This is a genomic window from Streptomyces sp. NPDC090798 (assembly GCF_044768965.1).
Classification (GTDB): Bacteria; Actinomycetota; Actinomycetes; order Streptomycetales; family Streptomycetaceae; genus Streptomyces.
On record NZ_JBIVXA010000005.1, the window covers coordinates 143,589 to 163,907 of the forward strand.

At 68.0% G+C, this 20,319-nt stretch carries 14 protein-coding genes; 12 read left to right on the forward strand and 2 right to left on the reverse strand.

Annotated features, from left to right (window positions below):
- Positions 1-32: 32 nt before the first annotated feature.
- Positions 33-242, forward strand: coding sequence for a hypothetical protein (locus ACIQTP_RS13165; protein ID WP_403399302.1), 210 nt, complete (start codon positions 33-35; stop codon positions 240-242).
- Between the two features lie 31 nt (positions 243-273).
- On the opposite strand, the gene ACIQTP_RS13170 is transcribed toward ACIQTP_RS13165, so the two are convergent.
- Positions 274-4,035, reverse strand: coding sequence for a GH92 family glycosyl hydrolase (locus tag ACIQTP_RS13170; protein WP_403399304.1), 3,762 nt, complete (start codon positions 4,033-4,035; stop codon positions 274-276).
- 549 nt (positions 4,036-4,584) lie between these two features.
- Between ACIQTP_RS13170 and ngcE the strand changes: the two genes are divergently transcribed.
- From ngcE to ACIQTP_RS13220, 10 genes are all read left to right on the forward strand, one after another.
- Positions 4,585-6,036, forward strand: a complete 1,452-nt coding sequence (gene ngcE, locus ACIQTP_RS13175) for an N-acetylglucosamine/diacetylchitobiose ABC transporter substrate-binding protein (RefSeq protein ID WP_403399306.1) — start codon at positions 4,585-4,587, stop codon at positions 6,034-6,036.
- 59 nt (positions 6,037-6,095) lie between these two features.
- A complete protein-coding gene (locus ACIQTP_RS13180) occupies positions 6,096-7,019 on the forward strand; it encodes a carbohydrate ABC transporter permease (protein ID WP_402038488.1) in 924 nt (307 codons plus the stop codon).
- Between the two features lies 1 nt (position 7,020).
- Complete coding sequence (locus tag ACIQTP_RS13185; RefSeq protein WP_403399309.1) at positions 7,021-7,941, forward strand: carbohydrate ABC transporter permease; 921 nt, start codon at positions 7,021-7,023, stop codon at positions 7,939-7,941.
- Positions 7,942-8,443: 502 nt separating this feature from the next.
- Complete coding sequence (locus ACIQTP_RS13190; RefSeq protein WP_402038484.1) at positions 8,444-9,643, forward strand: ROK family transcriptional regulator; 1,200 nt, start codon at positions 8,444-8,446, stop codon at positions 9,641-9,643.
- 133 nt (positions 9,644-9,776) lie between these two features.
- The gene (locus ACIQTP_RS13195; protein ID WP_403399823.1) at positions 9,777-10,874 is read left to right on the forward strand and encodes a substrate-binding domain-containing protein; all 1,098 of its coding nucleotides are present in this window, start codon (positions 9,777-9,779) and stop codon (positions 10,872-10,874) included.
- Positions 10,875-11,074: 200 nt separating this feature from the next.
- Positions 11,075-11,866, forward strand: a complete 792-nt coding sequence (locus tag ACIQTP_RS13200; protein WP_060899984.1) for an ATP-binding cassette domain-containing protein — start codon at positions 11,075-11,077, stop codon at positions 11,864-11,866.
- Entirely contained in the window at positions 11,863-13,155 is a 1,293-nt protein-coding gene (locus ACIQTP_RS13205; RefSeq protein ID WP_402038481.1) for a sugar ABC transporter permease, read from the forward strand. Before ACIQTP_RS13200 ends, ACIQTP_RS13205 begins: the two co-directional genes overlap by 4 nt.
- Positions 13,156-13,295: 140 nt before the next feature.
- Positions 13,296-15,227 carry a 1-deoxy-D-xylulose-5-phosphate synthase gene (dxs, locus tag ACIQTP_RS13210; protein WP_403399313.1) on the forward strand — a complete coding sequence of 644 codons (1,932 nt, stop codon included), beginning with the start codon at positions 13,296-13,298 and terminating at the stop codon, positions 15,225-15,227.
- A gap of 153 nt (positions 15,228-15,380) precedes the next feature.
- Entirely contained in the window at positions 15,381-16,901 is a 1,521-nt protein-coding gene (locus ACIQTP_RS13215) for an amino acid permease (RefSeq protein WP_403399315.1), read from the forward strand.
- 69 nt (positions 16,902-16,970) lie between these two features.
- Complete coding sequence (locus tag ACIQTP_RS13220) at positions 16,971-18,437, forward strand: ArnT family glycosyltransferase (RefSeq protein ID WP_403399317.1); 1,467 nt, start codon at positions 16,971-16,973, stop codon at positions 18,435-18,437.
- Positions 18,438-18,527: 90 nt separating this feature from the next.
- Here ACIQTP_RS13220 and ACIQTP_RS13225 read toward each other — a convergent pair whose 3' ends face one another.
- Positions 18,528-18,902, reverse strand: a complete 375-nt coding sequence (locus ACIQTP_RS13225) for an NTP pyrophosphohydrolase (RefSeq protein WP_403399318.1) — start codon at positions 18,900-18,902, stop codon at positions 18,528-18,530.
- 196 nt (positions 18,903-19,098) lie between these two features.
- Here ACIQTP_RS13225 and ACIQTP_RS13230 point away from each other — a divergent pair, with 196 nt between their 5' ends.
- Positions 19,099-20,115 carry a hypothetical protein gene (locus ACIQTP_RS13230; protein WP_403399320.1) on the forward strand — a complete coding sequence of 339 codons (1,017 nt, stop codon included), beginning with the start codon at positions 19,099-19,101 and terminating at the stop codon, positions 20,113-20,115.
- Positions 20,116-20,319 lie beyond the last annotated feature (204 nt).

A 20,319-nucleotide genomic window follows, 5' to 3' on the forward strand; every position in this document is an offset into this window, starting at 1 on the left:
CCGGCCTGCACCTGGAGTCCGCGGACACCGACATGATGGCGCACTACGACGGCGAGAAGACCGACCCCGCTGACGTCGTCCGTGCCGCCCTCGACGGTGTCGAGGCAGGCCGTTTCGAGGTCCTGGCCGACGAGTGGAGCGCCGGCGTCAAGGCTTCCCTCGCAGGCGACCCGAGTGAGTTCCACACGCTGCCCGAGGCCGGCCGAGCCCCGGCCGCACAGCAGGGCGGGCGCGGAGAGTGACCTCCGCGCCCGCCCCGCTCAGGTGAGGGTGTCAGCCCAGCAGTTCCACCTCCGCGAGCGTCGCCTCGTTGTCGAGGACCAGGCGGTAGTGCGCGTACGAGCCCGGATGCGCGACCGAGAACACCCGGGTCTGCTTGTCCCAGGTGAAGGACTCGCCGGAGCGCTTGTCGAGGTCGGTCCACGTGGTGCCGTCGGAGGAGCCCTGCAGGACCCAGCCGCCCGGAGCCTTGGTGTGGTCCGAGGACGAGGTCAGGGTGTACTGAACCCCCTTGGCCGCGGCGGACGTCGGCAGGTCGACCGAGGTCACCGTGGCGTCCGTCGCCGAGGTGTTGTCGAAGAGCGCGCCGTCACCCTTGAGCACGTCCGCGCGGGGCGTGGGCACCTTGTCGTCCTCGGTGATCGACACGGGCGCCGCGTCCTTGCCCGTGCCCCACGACGACGGCTTGGAACCCATGTCGAACTCCAGCACGCCACCACGGGAGATGAGCGAGTGGGGAAGTGAAGTCGACGTCCAGCGCTTGCCGTTGAACCTCACGCCCTGCACGTACACGTTCTTCGCGCTGTTCTTCGGCGCCTTGACGACCAGGTCCTCGCCGTTCTCCAGGTGCACGGTCGCCTTGGTGAACAGCGGGGAGCCGATGGCGTATTCGCCGCTGCCCATCACCAGAGGGTAGAAGCCGAGCGAGGAGAACAGGTACCAGGCGGACTGCTCGCCGTTGTCCTCGTCGCCGTGGTAGCCCTGTCCGATCTCGCTGCCGGTGTAGAGGCGGGAGAGGACCTCGCGGACGTTCTTCTGCGTCTTCCAGGGCTGACCCGCCGCGTCGTACATGTAGTTCACGTGGTGGGCCACCTGGTTGGAGTGCCCGTACATGCCCATCCGTACGTCGCGCGCCTCGGTCATCTCGTGGATGACCCCGCCGTAGGAGCCCACGAAGTCCGGCGAGGCCGTCTCGGGGGTGGCGAAGTACGCGTCGAGCTTCTGCGCCAGCCCGCTCCGGCCGCCGTACAGGTTGGCGAGGCCCCGCGAGTCCTGCGGCGCGGTGAAGGCGTACCCCCAGCCGTTCGTCTCGGTGTAGTCGTAGCCCCACACACGCGGGTCGTACTTCGAGGAGTCGAGGCGCCAGTCGCCCTTCGCGTCGCGGCCCTGGAAGAACCCGGCCTTCGAGTCGAAGAGGTTCACATAGTCCTGGGCCCGGTTGAGGAAGTACGCGGACTCCTCCTTGTAGCGCTTCTTGCCGGTCTTCTTGTAGAGGGCCTGGCCCATCTCGGCGATGCCGTAGTCGTTGACGTATCCCTCCATGGCCCACGACAGGCCCTCGCCGGTGTCGGTGCTGGTGTAGCCGAGGAAGGGGGACGTCGACATGCCCTTGCGGCCCACGCCGGAGGCCGGCGGGACGACGGTCGCGTTCTTGAGGGCGGCGTCGTACGCCGCCTCCGCGTCGAAGTTCACACCCTTGACGTACGCGTCCGCGAACGCCACGTCCGAGGAGGTGCCGGTCATCAGGTCGGCGTACCCGGGGGAGGACCAGCGTGAGGTCCAGCCACCGTCCTTGTACTGCTGAACGAACCCGTCGACCATCTCGCCCGCCTGAGAGGGTGTCAGGAAGGAGTACGCCGGCCAGGTCGTCCGATAGGTGTCCCAGAAGCCGTTGTTGACGTACACCTTGCCGTCGACGATCTTCGCGCCGGTGTGGGTGGGGGTGTCAGGACCGGGCATCGCGGAGAACGGCGAGGCGTACTGGTACTTCGAACCGACCTTCTCGAAGCCGGAGTTGGGGTACAGGTACAGCCGGTACATGCTGGAGTACAGCGTGGTCAGCTGGTCCGGCGTGGCGCCCTCGACCTCGACCTTGCCGAACAGCTTGTCCCACGTCTTGCGCGCCCGCTCCTTGACCGTCCCGAACGACGTGCCGTCGGGGATCTCCTGGCGCAGGTTGTCCTTGGCCTGGTCGATGCTGATGAGGGAGGTCGCCAGGCGCAGGGTGACGGTGTGGTCGGCGCCGGGCTTGAACTTCAGGTACCCCTTGACGCCGGACGAGCCGCCGTCCGTCACCGGCGCGTCGAACACCCCGTAGACGAAGAGCCGGGTCGCACCCGTCGACAGCCCGGACTTCACGTCCGAGAACCCGGTGACGATCCCGTTGTCCTTGTCCAGCGTGAGACCCGCCTGCTCGGTCACGTTGTCGAAGAGCACGCTCGCGTCCTCACCCGGATAGGTGAAGCGCAGGGCCGCGGCATGGTCGGTGGGCGCCATCTCCGCCTTGAGACCGTTCTCGAAGGTCACCCCGTAGTAGTACGGGCGCGCGGTCTCGTTCTCGTGCCGGAACGCGAGCGCGCGGGCGGTGCGGCCGGTGTCCGGGGTGCCCGAGGCGGCCGAGGGCATCACCTGGAAGGTCTGCCGGTCACCCATCCAGGGGCTCGGCTCGTGGCTCGCGCTGAACGCCTCGATGGTCGGCAGGTTGTCCGCGTTGTTCGCGCGCGCGTAGTCGTACAGCCAGCTCAATGAGCCCGCGTTGGTCACCGGCGTCCAGAAGTTGAAGCCGTGGGGGAGGGCCGTCGCCGGGAAGTTGTTGCCGCGCGAGAAGCCCCCGCTGGAGTTGGTGCCGCGGGTCGTCAGCGCGTAGTCGGCCAGATGCGCCTTGGGCTTCTCGGGAGCCACGGTCTTCAGTGCCACGTCGTCCAGCCAGCCGCGGAACTTCGCCGGGCCCTTGGGGGAGTCGTACGCGAGGAGTATCCGGTCGACGGTCTTCCCGGCCGCGACCGAACCGATCCGCGAGGCGACGTTGTTCCACTGGTTGACGTACAGCACCTTGGCCGCGCCCTGCCCCTGCGGCGTCAGCGCGAACCCGTGCTGGTCGACCGCGTTCAGGTCACTCAGATAGGTGCCGTCCGTGAACGCCAGGTCCACCGACACGTTCGTGGCGTCGTAGTCCCGGTCGCCGTCCGCCATCGACGGGAAGATCCGGTACGACAGCTCGGTGTCGCGCCCGACGCCCACGTTCACGTCGAAGACCTTGTTGTACGAGTACGCCCGGCCGTCCGCCTTGTGCGTACCGGCGTAGCGCAGGGCCCGCTTGCCCGTGAAGCCCGCGCCGGCCTTCGCGGTGGGGGAGCCGCTCGGGCCCCGGTCCACCAGCGAGAGCATGTCCTTGGGCGTCGGGTCGTCGCTCTGGCCCGTCGAGAACTGGACGTCGGCGAGCTGGAGGATGTCGCCGCCGTTGTTCTTGGTGACGTCGAGCCGGAAGTGCTGGTACTCGACGGGGCTCGCGATGTCGTACGACTTCGTCTGGAACCGTTCGCCGAAGGACTCGCCGGAACGGGTGTCGAGGGTCTTCCAGTCCTTGCCGTCCGTGGAGCCCTGGAGGGTCCAGTCCCGGGGGTCACGCTCGTCGTGGTCGTTGGCCGACGTCAGCGCGTACGTGACCACCTTGACCGGGGCGTCGAAGTCGAACTCCGCCCAGCCGGTCGGCTCGAAGGTCAGCCACTTGGTGCTCGACTCACCGTCGACGAGGTTCTCCTTCACCTCGCCCGCACCGGTGTTCTCGCCGCTCGCGCCGACGTCCGTGACGTGGTCGGTGACATTGCCGGGAATTCCGGTGCTGTAGCCGCCGTCGACACCCGACGCGCGCTTTGCCCCGTCTGCTCCGGTGTCCACCGTGTTGAGCCAGGTCGGTGCCGGATCGCCTGATTCGAACGAGGAGGCGAACTCGCGATCGGTGGACGCCGTTTGGGCCGGAAGGGCAATCGCGGTGCCCTGCGAGGCAACTACCAGAGAAAGCGCTACCACCCCCATTATCGTCGACGAACTCCATCTGAGCCGAGCCGAAGAACTCCGTCTGTACCGAGCTCTGTCCTGCATGCGCAAGCACCCTCCCTGGCCCTGGACAACGTTGTCAGATTTGCTGCGCAAGGACCAGTAGGGAGTCAAGTTGTCAGTGGTGTCAAGGGTGTTGGATGTGGCGCTCGAGGTAATACCGTGCGACGAGCTGCGCATTACTCCCATGGTGGGAGATTGACGCCCTGTCGATCTTCCCCCGGGGAAGTCGCGGACGCCCCATATTTCCGCGAGGTCTCAACTCGGAAAAGACCCGCGGGCAAACCCGCTTTCGATCTTGCTCCGCTGGCGGGAAGTGGACTATACCTGTCGGCACCCGCCCAGCCGTTCGACGGCCGCGGGCAGGCACGTCCCGGGGGGAATCGGGCGTCGGCGGCCAGTGTGACGGGCAGGGATCGCCGCGTTGACCGACTGAATCCCTCACGCACGACCCCAGCTTGACCTAACCGCGGTGCCGGGGAGGATCCGGTTCACCGCCTGAGTCCTGGAGAAGGCGAGGACTTGAGCATGGGATCCACTTCCGCCGAGAACAGCAACACCGAGGGTGTCGGCCGCCGTGACCTGATCAAGCGGTCCGCGGCGCTCGGCCTGATTTCCGTACCGACGATGAGCTTTTTGTCCGCTTGTGCGAGCAGCGACAGCGGTTCCGGTGACAAGGCCAAGGCCGGCAAGAAGACCACGAAGAATCCGCTGGGCGTCAACGAGACGGCCCCGCTCGCCGTCGTCATCTTCGACGGCGGATTCGGTACGAAGTACGCGACCGACGCCAACGCCCAGTACAAGACGGCGTACCCCAAGGCCAAGGTCAACTTCCATGCGACCCAGAAGATCCAGTCCGAACTGCAGCCCAAGTTCAACGGCGGCACCCCGCCGGACCTGATCGACAACTCCGGCGCCCAGCAGATGGACATGGGCGTGCTCGTCGGCAAGAAGCAGCTCACCGACCTGACCCCGCTCCTCGACGCGCCGTCCGTCGACGACCCGTCGAAGAAGGTCCGCGACACGCTGCGCCCCGGCATCGTCGAGATGGGCCAGTTCGACGGCGCGCCGGTCTGGATCATGTACTACGCCTACACCGTCTACGGAGTCTGGTACTCGCAGACCGCCCTCGACAAGCTCGACGCGACGTACCCCGAGACCTGGGACGCGATGCTCGCGCTGTGCGAGAAGGCGAAGAAGAAGGGCATCGCCGGCTGGACGTACGCGGGCAAGTACCCGTACTACCTGCCGTTCTCGCTCTACCCCTTCATCGCCAAGATCGGTGGCCGGGAGGTTCTCGACAAGATCGACAACCTGGAGCCCAACGCCTGGAAGGACCCGGCCGTCAAGTCGGCGTTCGAGGCGTACTACGAGCTCTACAAGAAGGGCTACATCCTTCAGGGCACCCCGGGCATCGACCACATCCAGTCGCAGACCGCCTGGGCCAAGGGCAAGGCGCTCTTCATCCCGAACGGTTCCTGGGTGGAGAACGAGTCCGCGAACGTCATCCCGAAGGACTTCAACCTGGCCGTCAGCGGCCCGACCGGCCTGGACAGCTCCGACAAGATGCCGTTCGGCACCATCTGGGCTTCCGGCGGCGAGCCGTTCATCGTGCCCGCCAAGGCGAACAACCCCGAGGGAGGCATGGAGCAGCTGCGCATCATGCTCAGTGAGGCCTCCTCGAAGAACTTCACCAGCCAGGTGAAGTCGCTGACCGCCTTCAACGGCGGCACCGACGGCATCACCCTGACCCCGGGCCTCAAGTCCGGTGTCGCGGCCCTGGAGAAGGCCGGGACCAACGTGGTCAACCCGCGGCTGCAGGACTGGTACGTGAAGCTGCAGAAGGAGCAGATCGGTGTCGCCGGTCTCGGCGAGATGATGGCAGGGCGGCTGACCCCGGCCGAGGCCATCAAGAAGATCCAGGGCTACGCGGACGCGGCGGCCAAGGACCAGTCCATCAAGCACTACAAGCACCAGTAGCGGCGCGTGTCCACGCGTCGCCGGCGGTGGCATCCGCGAAACGATCGGGGTCGGTAACCATGCAACACGGCAAGTACCGGTTCATTGTGGGGTTCTTGGTGGCCCCCTTGGCGTTGTACGCGATCTTCGTGATCTGGCCCTTCGTCCAGGCCATCTACTACTCGTTCACGGACTGGACCGGTCTGAGCCCCGACTTCAAGATGGTCGGTTTCGCCAACTACACCAGAATGCTGCACGACGACATCTTCTGGAAGTCGTTGCAGCACAGCCTGGTGTTCGCGTTGCTGCTGCCGCTGGTGACGCTGGGCCTCGCGCTCTTCTTCGCCTTCATGCTCAATGTCGGTGGGCGGCGCCGAAAGGGCGCCGCCATCACCGGAGTGCGCGGTTCGGGTTTCTACAAAATCGCCTACTTCTTCCCGCAGGTGCTGTCGATCGCGATCGTCTCCCTGCTTTTCCAATTCGCCTACAACCCCAACGACGGTGTGATCAACGGGACGTTGAAGGCCATCGGTCTCGGCAGTGTCCAGCCGGACTGGCTGGGCGACCCGAGCCTCGCCCTGTGGTGTGTGATGGCGGTGCTGCTGTGGAGCACGGTCGGGTTCTTCGTCGTGCTGTTCTCGGCGGGCATGGCGTCGATTCCGAAGGACTTCTACGAGGCCGCGCTGCTCGACGGCGCGAGCCGCGCCACCACCTTCTTCAAGATCACCCTTCCGCTGCTCTGGGACACCGTGCAGTCCGGCTGGGTGTACATGGGGATCCTGGCGCTCGGCGCCGAGGCGTTCGCCGCCGTGCAGATCATGACCGTGGGTCCCGGCGGCCCCGACTACTCGACCACGGTCCTTCCGCTGTACGTGTACCAATCGGCGTTCCGCGACGCGAACGCCGCCTACGCCACCACGATCGGTGTCGCGCTCCTCATCGTCACGCTGCTGTTCGCGGCGATCGTGATGCGACTGGGCCGGCGCGAGCGGTTGGAGTTCTAGCATGAAGACCACTGACACCCCGCCGCCCGTGGAACCGGTCGAGGACCGTCCTCAGGTGGCGAAGGAGAAGGCGCCGCCGCAGAAGGCGAAGAGCAGTGAGGGCGGCGTCCTCAACGCCTTCTCGCACGGCATTCTCATCATCTGGGCGATCATGGTCGTACTGCCCCTGCTGTGGGCGGTGATGACGTCTTTCAAGGACGACGACTCCATTTTCAGCTCGCCCTGGTCGCTGCCGGACAAACTGCACTTCGACAACTGGTCGCGCGCGTGGTCGCAGGCGCACATGAGCGACTACTTCGGCAACACGCTCATCGTGGTGGGATTCTCGCTGGTCGGTACGCTCGTGCTCGGCTCGATGGCGGCGTACGTCCTCGCCCGATTCGAGTTCCCGGGCAACCGTTTCATTTACTTCCTCTTCGTCGGAGGAATGAGTTTCCCGATCATGCTGGCCCTGGTGCCGTTGTTCTACGTCCTGAACAACATGAGTCTGCTGAACACGCTGCCGGGTCTGATCCTCGTCTACATCGCCTACTCGCTGCCGTTCACGGTCTTCTTCCTGACCTCGTTCTTCAGGACGCTGCCGACCTCGATCGCCGAGGCGGCGTTCGTCGACGGCGCCTCGCACACCCGGACCTTCTTCCAGATCATGCTGCCGATGGCCAAGCCGGGTCTGATCAGCGTCGGGATCTTCAACTTCCTGGGCCAGTGGAACCAGTACATGCTCCCGACGGTGCTGAACACCGATCCGGACAAGAAGGTCCTCTCCCAAGGCCTCGTCGAGCTGGCGACCAGCCAGGGCTACAAGGGCGACTGGTCGGGCCTCTTCGCGGGCCTGGTGATGGCCATGCTCCCCGTGCTGGCCGCGTACATCATCTTCCAGCGACAGGTGGTCCAGGGGCTGACGGCGGGGGCTCTCAAGTAGGCCGGGGGAGGTAACGGCCGAAGCCGTCGACGCCGAGAACTCCCCGGAGCACGTGATCTCTTCCGAATGGCACGTGATCCCCTCCGAAGGCACGTGATCCCCTCCGAATCCGCGGAGGGGATCGCACGTACCCGGTCCCGCGCATTCGGCTCCACATATCCGATCCAGCCCACCGGGTCCCGCCCATTCGGTCCCGCATTCCCCGGTCCCCGATAAACGGCTCCACCCGCCCGAAGGGATTCCGCGGGAGCCGCGCCCGGCGGGGCGGCGCCGTGGTCTTGATCTTGTAGGTCCGGGGGACGGCGACAACTTGTAATCAGTCTGGGTGTGACCTGGGCCATAGAAGGATCTACGGCCCAGTCTGTCCCGCACACGTGTGCTCATCCGCGCCGGATGCAGCTCAACCTCTTGACGGGAGGTAACCCAAACAGCTCAGCTTAGAGTTCACTAGTTGGACATAGGCGGGGCCTCATCGTGGCGGCCTCGTACGCGGGAGGTCGTCGTGGAGACTCCGGGGTCGCAGTCGTCGCTGCACCGAGCCAATCTGGAGCGCGTCGTACGTGCGGTGCGCCTTGCCGGTTCGCTCACGCAGGCGGAGATCGCGAGGACGACGGGCCTCTCCGCCGCGACCGTTTCCAATATCGTCCGAGAGCTCAAGGACGGCGGAACGGTCGAGGTCACCCCCACTTCGGCGGGTGGCCGCAGGGCTCGCAGCGTGTCCCTGAGCGGTGACGCCGGCATCGTCATCGGCGTCGACTTCGGCCATACGCATCTGCGCGTCGCGGTCGGGAACCTCGCCCACCAGGTGCTGGCCGAGGAGTCCGAGCCGCTGGACGTGGACGCGAGCGCCGCACAGGGCTTCGACCGGGCGGAAGAGCTGGTCAGCCGCCTGATCGCGGCGACCGGGGTGGATCGGTCCAAGATCGCGGGCGTGGGGCTCGGCGTGCCCGGCCCCATCGACGTGGAATCCGGGACCCTGGGGTCCACCGCGATCCTGCCGGGCTGGACCGGCGCGAAGCCCGCCGAGGAGCTGCGGGGGCGGCTCGGCGTGCCCGTGTACGTGGACAACGACGCCAACCTGGGCGCGCTCGGCGAGCTGGTCTGGGGCAGTGGGCGCGGGGTCAAGGATCTGGCCTACATCAAGGTCGCGAGCGGTGTCGGCGCCGGGCTGGTGATCGACGGCAAGATCTACCGCGGGCCTGGCGGCACCGCGGGTGAGATCGGGCATATCACTCTCGATGAATCCGGCCCCGTCTGCCGCTGTGGCAATCGGGGCTGCCTGGAGACCTTCGCGGCGGCGCGCTATGTGCTGCCGCTTCTGCAGTCCAGTCATGGCACGGACCTGACCATGGAAGGCGTCGTCAGGCTGGCCCGGGAGGGCGATCCGGGCTGTCGTCGGGTGATCGCCGATGTCGGGCGTCACATCGGAAGCGGGGTTGCCAATCTCTGCAACCTGCTCAACCCGAGTCGGGTGGTCCTCGGCGGCGACCTCGCCGAGGCCGGTGAGCTCGTTCTCGGGCCCATCAGGGAGTCGGTCGGCCGGTACGCGATTCCCAGTGCCGCACGGCAACTCTCGGTGCTGCCAGGGGCACTTGGCGGCCGTGCGGAGGTGCTCGGAGCCCTTGCTCTCGCGCTCAGCGAGATGGGCGATTCGACCCTTTTGGACGGATCGCTGTCTACAGCCACCCCTGCCTTCACTTAGAGAACGCATGGCACCGTTGCCATCTCGTTAAGTATTTACTTCTTGACGTCGCTCGCGTGGCCGAGTTGACTTCCAGCCACCTCGGCCGCAACGACGCGGCCTCGTCAGGGAGGTTTCAAGAGTGAACACGCGTATGCGTCGTGCCGCGTTTGCCGTTGCCGCTGGTGCGATGGCCGTTTCGCTGGCTGCTTGTGGCAGTGCCAAGGAGTCCGGTGGCAAGAGCGACAGCTCCAGCTCCGCCAAGAAGGGCGACGCGATCAAGGTCGGCCTGCTCCTTCCCGAGAACCAGACCGCGCGTTACGAGAAGTTCGACAAGCCTCTGATCGAGAAGAAGGTCAAGGAGCTTACGAACAACAAGGGCGAGGTCGTCTACGCCAACGCCAAGCAGGACGCCAGCACGCAGAACCAGCAGGTCGACACGATGATCACCAACAAGGTGGACGTCCTCATCGTCGACGCTGTGGACTCCGCGGCCATCAAGAACTCGGTCCAGAAGGCCAAGGACGCCGGCATCCCCGTCGTCGCCTACGACCGTCTCGCGCAGGGTCCGATCAGCGGCTACACGTCGTTCGACAACACGACCGTCGGCAAGACCCAGGGTCAGGCCCTTCTCACCGCGCTCGGCTCCAAGGCCAAGTCCGGCAAGATCGTGATGATGAACGGGTCCTCCACCGACCCGAACGCCGCCCAGTTCAAGGCCGGTGCCCACTCCGTTCTCGACGGCAAGGTGAACGTCGGCAAGGAGTACGACACCAAGGACTGGAAGCCGGAGAACGCCAACGCCAACATGGAGGGCGCCATCTCCGCCCTCGGCAAGAAGAACATCGTCGGCGTCTACTCCGCCAACGACGGCATGGCCGGCGGTATCATCACCGCCCTGAAGGCCGCGGGCATCTCCGTCCCGGTCACCGGCCAGGACGCCGAGCTCGCGGGTGTGCAGCGCATCATCGCCGGTGAGCAGTTCATGAGCGTCTACAAGCCGTACGCCCCCGAGGCCGACGCCGCCGCCGAGATGGCTGTCGCGCTCGCCCAGGGCAAGTCGCTCGACACCGTCGCCAAGGACAAGGTCGACAGCCCGACCGACAAGGCGATCCCCTCGGTCATCGTCCCGGTCGTCTCGCTGACCAAGGCCAACATCAACGACACCGTCATCAAGGACGGCGTCTACACGGTCAGCGACATCTGCACGAGCGCCTACAAGGCCAAGTGCGACGCGCTCGGCATCAAGTAGTCCGAGCAACTGAAGTAGCCGCCGCAAGTCTCTATCCACGTACGGGAATTCGTTCTTGAATTTCCGTACGGGACTTGCGTCATCGAAACCCCTCCGGCGCCCCGCATCCATCAGCCCCGCAAAGCTAGGGCGGGGCGCCGGACGGAACACCCCTCCACAAACTTCTGCACAACCTCCCGCCGGGTCAGGCGGCGAAGGAGATGGTTCACGTGTCCGCTACGCCTGTCCTGGCGTTGCGCGGGGTCTCCAAGCGATTCGGTGCCGTCCAGGCGCTCACCGATGTCGAGCTTGAGGTCCACGCCGGTGAAGTGGTCGCCCTGGTGGGCGACAACGGCGCCGGAAAGTCCACGCTGGTGAAGACGATCGCCGGCGTGCACCCCATCGATGAGGGCGCCATCGAGTGGGACGGCAAGGCCGTCCACATCAACAAGCCGCAGGACGCCCAGGGTCTCGGTATCGCGACCGTGTACCAGGACCTGGCGCTGTGCGACAACATCGACGTCGTCGGCAACCTCTACCTGGGCCGGGAGCTGAAGAAGCGCGGCATCCTGGACGAGGTCGAGATGGAGCGCCGCTCCCGCGAGCTGCTGGACACGCTGTCCATCCGTATCCCCAGCGTCCGCATCCCGATCGCCTCGCTCTCCGGCGGTCAGCGCCAGACCGTGGCGATCGCCCGATCGATGCTCGGCGAGCCCAAGCTCGTCATCCTCGACGAGCCCACCGCGGCCCTCGGTGTCGAGCAGACCGCCCAGGTGCTCGACCTGGTCGAGCGGCTGCGCGAGCGCGGTCACGCGGTCATCCTCATCAGCCACAACATGGCCGATGTGAAGGCCGTGGCCGACAAGGTCGCCGTCCTGCGCCTCGGGCGCAACAACGGCATCTTCGAGGTCAAGTCGACCTCGCAGGAAGAGATCATCTCCGCCATCACGGGCGCCACGGAGAACGCCGTGACCCGTCGTGCGGCGCGCAGCAATGGGGAGGCTCAGAAGTGAGCATCGACAAGACCTCCGAGACCCCCGAGGACCACGTCGTGGAGAACCCCGAGGCGGCCGCCGCGGCGGTCACCGCGGTCGACCCCCGGCTCCTCGTGCGCGAGCAGGGCTTCGCGGGCTACGCCTCGGAGTTCAAGCGCAAGATGAAGGCCGGTGACCTGGGTTCCATCCCGGTCGTCCTCGGCCTGGTCATCATCTGGATCATCTTCCAGAGCCTGAACTCCAACTTCCTCACCGCGGGCAACCTGTCCGACATCTCCGTCGCCATGGTCGGCACGGGCATGATCGCCGTCGGCATCGTCTTCGTGCTGCTGCTCGGTGAGATCGACCTGTCGGTCGGTTCGGTCTCCGGCGTCGCCGGCGCCGCGTTCGCGGTGCTGAACGTCACGCACGGGATGAACGAGTATCTGGCCTTCGTGCTGGCCATCCTCACGGGCACGGTCGCGGGCGCGATCCATGGCTTCGTGTTCGCGCGCATCGGTGTGCCGGCCTTCGCCGTCACCCTGGCGGGTCTGCTGTTCTGGAACGGCTTCATGCTCCAGATCCTGGGCAGCAACGGCACCATCAACCTGGACAGCAACGGCCTCGTCGCCAAGCTGACCAGCTACTACTTCACCGATGTCGCCGCCGCCTACGTGCTCGCCATCGGTGTCACCGCGGTGTTCTTCCTCAGCTCCTTCTACGGCAACAAGCGCCGCGAGGCCGCGGGTGTGCCGTCCCGGCCGCTGAGCGAGACCATCCTGCGCACCGCGCTGCTGGCGATCCTCGCCTTCGCCGTGGCGATCACCTACAACCAGTACAAGGGCCTTCCGCTGGCCGTGGTGATCTTCATCGCGGTGCTGCTGATCACGGACTTCGTGCTGCGCCGGACCGCGTACGGCCGGAAGATCTTCGCGCTCGGTGGCAGTGTCGAGGCCTCCCGGCGTGCCGGTATCAACGTGGAGATGGTCCGGATCTCGGTCTTCGCGATCTCCGGTACGTTCGCCGCCATCGGTGGTCTGTTCATCGCCTCGAAGATCGCCTCCGCCAACCAGGGCGCGGGCGCGGGTGACCTCCTGATGAACGCGATCGCCGCGGCGGTCATCGGTGGCACCAGCCTCTTCGGTGGTCGCGGTCGTACGTGGAACGCGCTGCTGGGTGTGCTGGTGATCGTGTCCATCCAGTACGGTCTGGCGCTGCAGGGCATCGCCTCGCCGATCCAGTACATGATCACCGGTGGTGTGCTTCTCGCCACGGTCGTCATCGACGCCGTCACCCGCAAGACGCAGAAGACGGCCGGTCGCGCGTAGCGGTCGCCGGGGCGCTGCCCCACCCCCTTTGAACCTGTGCCCGGTGCCAATGGCGGTGCCGGGCACAGTCATGTCCGGGCGGAACATTAGACTCGACAGGCCCGGCAAAGCTCGAACAGCTCTACTGCAAGGAGGCACGGGTGCCGCTGCTGACCCGCATCAGGGGACCGCGCGATCTGGACCGGCTCAGCCTGGAGCAGCTGGACCAGCTGGCCGGGGAGATCAGGACCTTTCTCGTCGACGCGGTCTCCAAGACAGGCGGCCACCTCGGCCCCAATCTCGGTGTCGTGGAGCTCACCATCGCCCTGCACCGCGTCTTCGAGTCGCCGAAGGACAGGGTGCTGTGGGACACCGGTCACCAGTCCTACGTCCACAAGCTGCTCACCGGCCGTCAGGACTTCTCGAAGCTGAAGATGAAGGGCGGCCTGTCCGGCTACCCCTCGCAGGCCGAGTCCGAGCACGACGTGATCGAGAACTCGCACGCCTCCACGGTCCTCGGCTGGGCCGACGGTCTGGCGAAGGCCAACGAGGTGCTCGACAGGAACGACCACGTGGTCGCCGTCATCGGTGACGGCGCGCTCACCGGCGGCATGGCCTGGGAGGCGCTCAACAACATCGCGGACGCCAAGGACCGCCACCTGGTCATCGTCGTCAACGACAACGAGCGTTCGTACGCCCCCACGATCGGCGGCCTCGCGAACCACCTGGCGACCCTGCGCACCACGGACGGCTACGAGCGCTTCCTCGCCCGTGGGAAGGACCTCCTGGAGCGCACGCCGGTCGTCGGCAGGCCGCTCTACGAGACCCTGCACGGCGCCAAGAAGGGCCTCAAGGACTTCATCGCCCCCCAGGGCATGTTCGAGGACCTGGGCCTGAAGTACGTCGGCCCGATCGACGGTCACGACATCGAGGCCCTGGAGTCGGCGCTGGCCCGCGCCAAGCGCTTCGGCGGCCCGGTCATCGTGCACTGCCTCACCGAGAAGGGCCGCGGCTACCAGCCCGCCCTGCAGGACGAGGCGGACCGCTTCCACGCCGTCGGCAAGATCCATCCCGACACGGGTCTGCCGATCGCCTCGTCCGGCGCCGACTGGACCTCCGTCTTCGGCGAGGAGATGGTCAAGCTCGGCCAGGAGCGCAAGGACGTGGTCGCCATCACGGCCGCGATGCTCCAGCCGGTCGGCCTCGACAAGTTCGCCAAGGCCTTCCCCAAACGGGTGTACGACGTCGGCATCGCGGAGCAGCACGGAGCCGTGTCGGCGGCGGGCCTGGCGACCGGCGGACTGCACCCCGTCTTCGCCGTCTACGCGACCTTCCTCAACCGTGCCTTCGACCAGGTCCTGATGGACGTGGCCCTGCACAAGTGCGGTGTGACGTTCGTGCTGGACCGCGCGGGCGTCACCGGTACCGACGGCGCCTCGCACAACGGCATGTGGGACATGTCGATCCTTCAGGTCGTGCCGGGCCTCAGGCTCGCCGCACCGCGTGACGCCGACCAGGTCCGCGCCCAGCTGCGCGAGGCCGTCGACGTGACCGACGCGCCGACCGTGGTCCGCTTCTCCAAGGGTGCGGTCGGCCCGGCCGTGCCCGCGGTGGGCCGGATCGGCGGCATGGACGTGCTGCGCGAGCCGGGCACCGACGCGCCCGACGTGCTCCTCGTCTCCGTCGGCGCCCTCGCGCCGATGTGCCTGGAGATCGCCGGCCTCCTCGACCAGCAGGGCATCTCCACGACGGTCGTCGACCCGCGCTGGGTCAAGCCGGTCGACGAGGCCATGGCCCCGCTCGCCGAGCAGCACCGCGTGGTCGTCACCGTCGAGGACAACTCCCGGGTCGGCGGCGTCGGCTCGACGATCGCGCAGGCCCTGCGCGACGCGGGCGTCGACGTCCCGCTGCGCGACTTCGGCATCCCGCCGCGCTTCCTCGACCACGCCTCGCGCGCCGAGGTCATGGCGGAGATCGGTCTGACCGCACCGGACATCGCCCGTCAGGTCACCGGCCTCGTCTCCAAGCTCGACGGCCGCTTCCCCGGGGCCGCCGCGCAGGCGGTGGACTCCGTGGAGCCCGCCCGCGACTGACGTACCACGATCGAACGCAGGTCCATTGGGCCGGTTTGGCCACCCCGCACGGGTGGCGAAACCGGCCCATTTGCGTGAACTCGACCGCACCCGGGCATGCGCGGTACACGCCCCCTCGATCATGTCGAGGACACCAAGCGTGGAGGTAGGCCAGTGAGCAGCAGCCTCTTCAGGACGAAGAAGGTCGAACAGTCGATCTTGGACACTGAGGAGCCGGAGCACGCACTCAAGAAGTCGCTGTCGGCTCTGGATCTCACCGTCTTCGGCGTCGGTGTCATCATCGGCACCGGCATCTTCGTCCTCACCGGCAAGGTCGCCAAGGAGAACGCGGGCCCCGCGGTCTCGCTGGCGTTCGTCGTCGCGGGTGTCGTCTGCGCCCTGGCGGCGCTCTGCTACGCGGAGTTCGCGTCCACGGTCCCGGTGGCGGGGTCCGCCTACACCTTCGCGTACGCCTCGCTCGGTGAGCTGCCCGCCTGGATCATCGGCTGGGACCTGGTGCTGGAGTTCGCGCTCGGTACGGCGGTGGTGGCCGTCGGCTGGTCGGGGTACGTGCGCTCGCTCCTGGACAACGTGGGCTGGCATCTGCCGGACTATCTCAGCGGGCGTGAGGGGTCTTCCGGGTTCGGCTTCGACATCCTCGCCGCGGCGCTGGTGCTGGTGCTCACGGCCATCCTGGTCGTCGGGGTGAAGCTCTCCGCCCGCGTCACCACGGTCGTCGTCGCCATCAAGGTCACCGTCGTGATGATCGTGATCATCGCGGGCGCCTTCTTCATCGTGGGCGACAACTACAAGCCCTTCATCCCCAAGGAGCAGGCCCAGGAGGCGGGCAGCAATCTCAAGGCCCCGCTCGTCCAGCTCATGTTCGGCTACACACCCACCAACTTCGGCGTGATGGGCATCTTCACCGCCGCCTCCGTCGTCTTCTTCGCCTTCATCGGCTTCGACGTGGTGGCGACGGCCGCCGAGGAGACCAAGAACCCGCAGCGGGACATGCCGCGCGGCATCCTGGGCTCGCTCTTCATCTGCACCGCTCTCTACGTGGCCGTGTCGATCGTCGTCACGGGCATGGAGAGGTACGACCGGCTGTCCATCGACGCCCCGCTCGCCGACGCCTTCAAGGCGACCGGGCACCCCTGGTACGCGGGCGTCATCAGCTTCGGCGCCGCCATCGGTCTGACCACGGTCTGCATGATCCTGCTGCTCGGCCAGACCCGGGTCTTCTTCGCGATGAGCCGGGACGGACTGCTGCCGCGGTTCTTCTCCCGGGTCCACCCGAGGTTCCGCACCCCGCACCGGCCGACCATCCTGCTCGGCGTGATCATCGCGATCGTCGCGGGTTTCACCAGCCTCAGCGAACTGGCCGAACTGGTCAACATCGGTACGCTCTTCGCCTTCGTCGTCGTCGCGATCGGCGTCGTCATCCTCCGCCACACCCGCCCCGACCTGAACCGCTCCTTCCGCACCCCGCTGGTCCCGTTCGTCCCGATCGTCTCCGTCCTCGCCTCGCTCTGGCTGATGCTCAACCTGCCCGCCGAGACCTGGCTGCGGTTCGCGATCTGGATGGTGATCGGCTTCGTCGTCTACTTCCTGTACGGCCGCTCGCACAGCCGTCTCGTGCGGCGCGAGGAGACGGCCGAGGCCGCGGTGCACCCGCCGCGCCCCAACACCCGGTGATCGGCCTCTATTGATGCCCCGGCCCCGTATGTCCCGCTTCGGACCGCTGGGCCGGATAGCGTGCACCGTATGCTCGCCGGGCTCCTGGAAACACCACGCTCCGTAGCCGCGTCACGGATGCCGGGCCCCGGCTACTGGAGACGCCTGCTGCCCGTCCTCGGGGTGCTCGTCTGTCTCACCCGGGCCCCCTCCTTCGTACGGCCGCTGTGGAACCCCGACGAGGGCTATCTCGCCGTACAGGCGCGGATACTGGCGGGCGGGGGAGAGCTGTACGAGACCGTCGTGGACCGCAAGCCGCCGCTCGTGCCGTGGCTGTACGAGGCCGCGTTCGCGGTGTTCGGCTCCGGTTCGCTGACGTCGGTGCGGGCCCTCGCGATCGTGGCCCAGCTGTCGACCGCCGTGCTGCTCGCCTCGCTGGCCCGGCGTCGCTGGGGCGATCCGGCCGGGCGCACGGCCGGGGTGCTGTACGTGCTGGTCTCGATCGGGCTCAACCCCGAGGACGCGCAGGCGGCGACCTTCGAGATCTTCATACTGCCCTGCACGACCGCCGCGATGTGGTGCGCCGACCGGCGCCGCTGGGGCGCCGCGGGGGCGGCCGTGGCCTGCTCCTTCCTGACCAAGCAGACCGGCGGGGTGGTGCTCGTGCCGGTGCTCTGGATGCTGTGGCGACAGGAGACGACGGCCCGAAGGGGCCTGCTGCGGCTCGGAGTCGGCGCGGTCGCCCCGGTCCTCGGCGCGGCGCTGCTCACCTCCCCGGCGGGCTTCCTGTTCTGGACGGTCACCGGTTCGGGCTCCTACGTCTCCTTCACCGGCTCCGAACTCCACGTCCTGTCACGCGGGTTGACCAACACGGGGATCCTCGCGGCGGCCTGCGCGGGCCTGATCCCGCCGATCCTGCGGGCGCTGCGCGTGGCCCGCACCGGCGCGGGCGAACTCTGGCTGTGGTTCGGCTCGTCGGCGGTGGCGGTCCTGGTCGGCTTCCACTTCTTCGGCCACTACTACCTGCAACTCATCCCGTCCGTGGCCCTGTTGGCGACGGCCGCACTCCAGGTCCTGCCCCGCGACCGCCTGGTGACCGCCGTCCTCGTCTCGGTCTGCTGCTGCGCGCTGTTCCTGGCCTGGGGCCTGCTCGCGCCACGCCCCGAACTCGGGCACGCCCAGCGCCTCGCCGCCGCCCTGGACCACCGTACGGATCCCGGGGACCGCGTTCTCGTCTGGGGCATACACCCGGAGACGTACTGGCTGGCGAACCGGACCCCCGCCAGCCGCTATCTGACCGCCGGGCTCCTCACCAACTACAGCGGGGGCCGCGACGGTCCCCAGGTCGGCGAGAAGTACGCCGTCGAGGGCGCCTGGCCGGTGTTCCGCGCTGAGCTGGCGGCCCACCCACCTGCCCTCGTCGTCGACGACTCCCGGGGCAAGCCGTACGCCCCCGACCGGGTCCGCTCGCTGCGCCGGCTGCTGGCCGCGGGGTACGAGGAGGCGGGCACGGTGGACGGGGCGGTGCTGTACGCCCGTACGGGGCCGCCGGACTGACCCCGGGGCCGGTGCCGCACACCTGGGCTCGCCCCACCCGCGCACCTGCTCACCCGCCGGCCTGCCCCGGCCCACGAGTCGCGCGCCCGCTCAGGACGGCCCCCGTACCGTCCGCGGGCCCGCCACCTCCGCGCCCAACTCGGCCACCCTGCGCCGCAGTTCACGGTCCGCGGTGACGACCAGCACGGGGCGGTCACCCGCCTCGGCCACCAGCTCCACGATGCGGTCGTCGCCGCTGCCGGGTGCCTCCACGACCCTTACACCGGGGACGGACTCCACGCCCTTGGCCGCGCCCTCCACCACGAGGACCAGCTCCACCGGACCCTCGTGCCCGGGCAGTCCGTCCCGGGCGAGCCGGTCCCGCAGCCGCTCCGCGGCACCCCGGCGGTCGCGCCACCAGCCGTCGGGGACGGAGCCGACGACGTTGGCGGCGTCGATGATCACGAGCAGAGGCTGGTCGGTCATCCGACCAGCGTCGCATGAACAGCCGTGTGAGCATCCGATTGAACACGAGACGTCCACCCTGTGACGGGGCAGCGTGCCGCGCCCGGGCGCCCTCCTCGTGGCCCACCGGGGCACCCGTGGCCGCCCCGTCGTGTCGCTGCGGGCAGCCCCCTGGGCCCCTGGCGATGACGGCCGGGCCCCGGATTAGAGTGAACCGGTGAACGGCGAATGGCTCAGACGCGGTCGCGACGGCAGGCTCAGTGTGTACCTGCTGTCGGGCACCGCCGTGCACTGCCGGGCGGAGCGCGGACCCGGCGGCCCCTGGGACCCACCGCGCACGATCGGCGGCGACCAGCGCCTGCACCCCGTCCTCGCCGTCGGCCAGGGCGCCGACGGCTACGCCCATCTCGTCTCCTGGCGCCCCACCGTGCCCGGCGAGTCCGGGCTCGTCCACACCACGCACTTCCGGCCGCGGCTCGCCGCGCTCGACTGGCACTCGATCGGGCACCCCGACAAGACGGGTGACCGAACCGGTACGCCGGCCGTCGCGGTCGACGCGCAGGGGCGTGCCCACGTCTTTGTGCGCAACAAGGGCGGCGGGGTCAGCATGGTCGCCCAGAAGGAGAAGGGCGGCTGGGATCCGTGGCGCGACCTCAAGGGCAGTGACGTACGGGAGGATCTGGCGGCCGTGACGGGGGAGTCAGGGCTCGTGGAGCTGTACGCGGCCGTGCCCGACGGGATCGCGCACTGGCGCCAGGAGGAGCCGGGCAAGCAGCCGGTGCTCCAGGAGTCCCTCGAGACACCGGTACGCCCCGGCACCCTTCGTGCCCTCGCCACCTCCCCCTCCTCCACCACCCTCTTCTTCACCGACGAGGCGGGTGACGTGTGCGCGTGGCGCCCGGGCACCAAGCCCGCGTCCCTGCTCGCCTCGGCCGGACCCGGGCCCGTCTCCGCCGTCCGCTGCGAACTCGACGGCTTCGACTGCACGTTGCTCGCCCAGCGGTCGGCGAGTGGTCGCGTCGTCTTCGCCGCGTATCCCACCGAGCAGGAGTCGGCGGGGGCGTGGTGGACCGAGTCGGGTCCTGGGCTTCCCGTCGGGGCCGAGGTGTCTCTTGCCGAGGACGAGGACGGGCGTGTGGTGGCGGTGACCCTGGCCCCGGGCGGCGGGGAGCTTCTCCTCACCCGACGCAAGGATGAACCGGGCTTGGCGTTGGAGGCGTGGCGCCCGGTGTGACGGCCGGTTTCTCGCCCCCGCCGCCCCTACCCGTCCCCTCCCGAACCCGGTGGCTCCGCCCCCGGACCCCCAGGTGGGTTCCTTGGCTGCGGGCCGGTGGGGGCTGATCGCGCAGTTCCTCGCGCCCCTGGACGGGGCTTCGCCCCGATTCCCCGCCCACCTCTGGTCGCTTGGCTGCGGGCGGGTGGGGGTTGGTCGCGCAGT

Coding starts and splice junctions, on each gene's coding strand:
- ACIQTP_RS13220 (WP_403399317.1), top strand. CDS start 16,971: ATGCTCGCCGGGCTCCTGGAAACACCACGCTCCGTAGCCGCGTCACGG.
- ACIQTP_RS13195 (WP_403399823.1), top strand. CDS start 9,777: ATGCGTCGTGCCGCGTTTGCCGTTGCCGCTGGTGCGATGGCCGTTTCG.
- ngcE (WP_403399306.1), top strand. CDS start 4,585: ATGGGATCCACTTCCGCCGAGAACAGCAACACCGAGGGTGTCGGCCGC.
- ACIQTP_RS13185 (WP_403399309.1), top strand. CDS start 7,021: ATGAAGACCACTGACACCCCGCCGCCCGTGGAACCGGTCGAGGACCGT.
- ACIQTP_RS13225 (WP_403399318.1), bottom strand. CDS start 18,902: ATGACCGACCAGCCTCTGCTCGTGATCATCGACGCCGCCAACGTCGTC.
- ACIQTP_RS13200 (WP_060899984.1), top strand. CDS start 11,075: ATGGTTCACGTGTCCGCTACGCCTGTCCTGGCGTTGCGCGGGGTCTCC.
- ACIQTP_RS13170 (WP_403399304.1), bottom strand. CDS start 4,035: ATGGGGGTGGTAGCGCTTTCTCTGGTAGTTGCCTCGCAGGGCACCGCG.
- ACIQTP_RS13165 (WP_403399302.1), top strand. CDS start 33: ATGATGGCGCACTACGACGGCGAGAAGACCGACCCCGCTGACGTCGTC.
- ACIQTP_RS13180 (WP_402038488.1), top strand. CDS start 6,096: ATGCAACACGGCAAGTACCGGTTCATTGTGGGGTTCTTGGTGGCCCCC.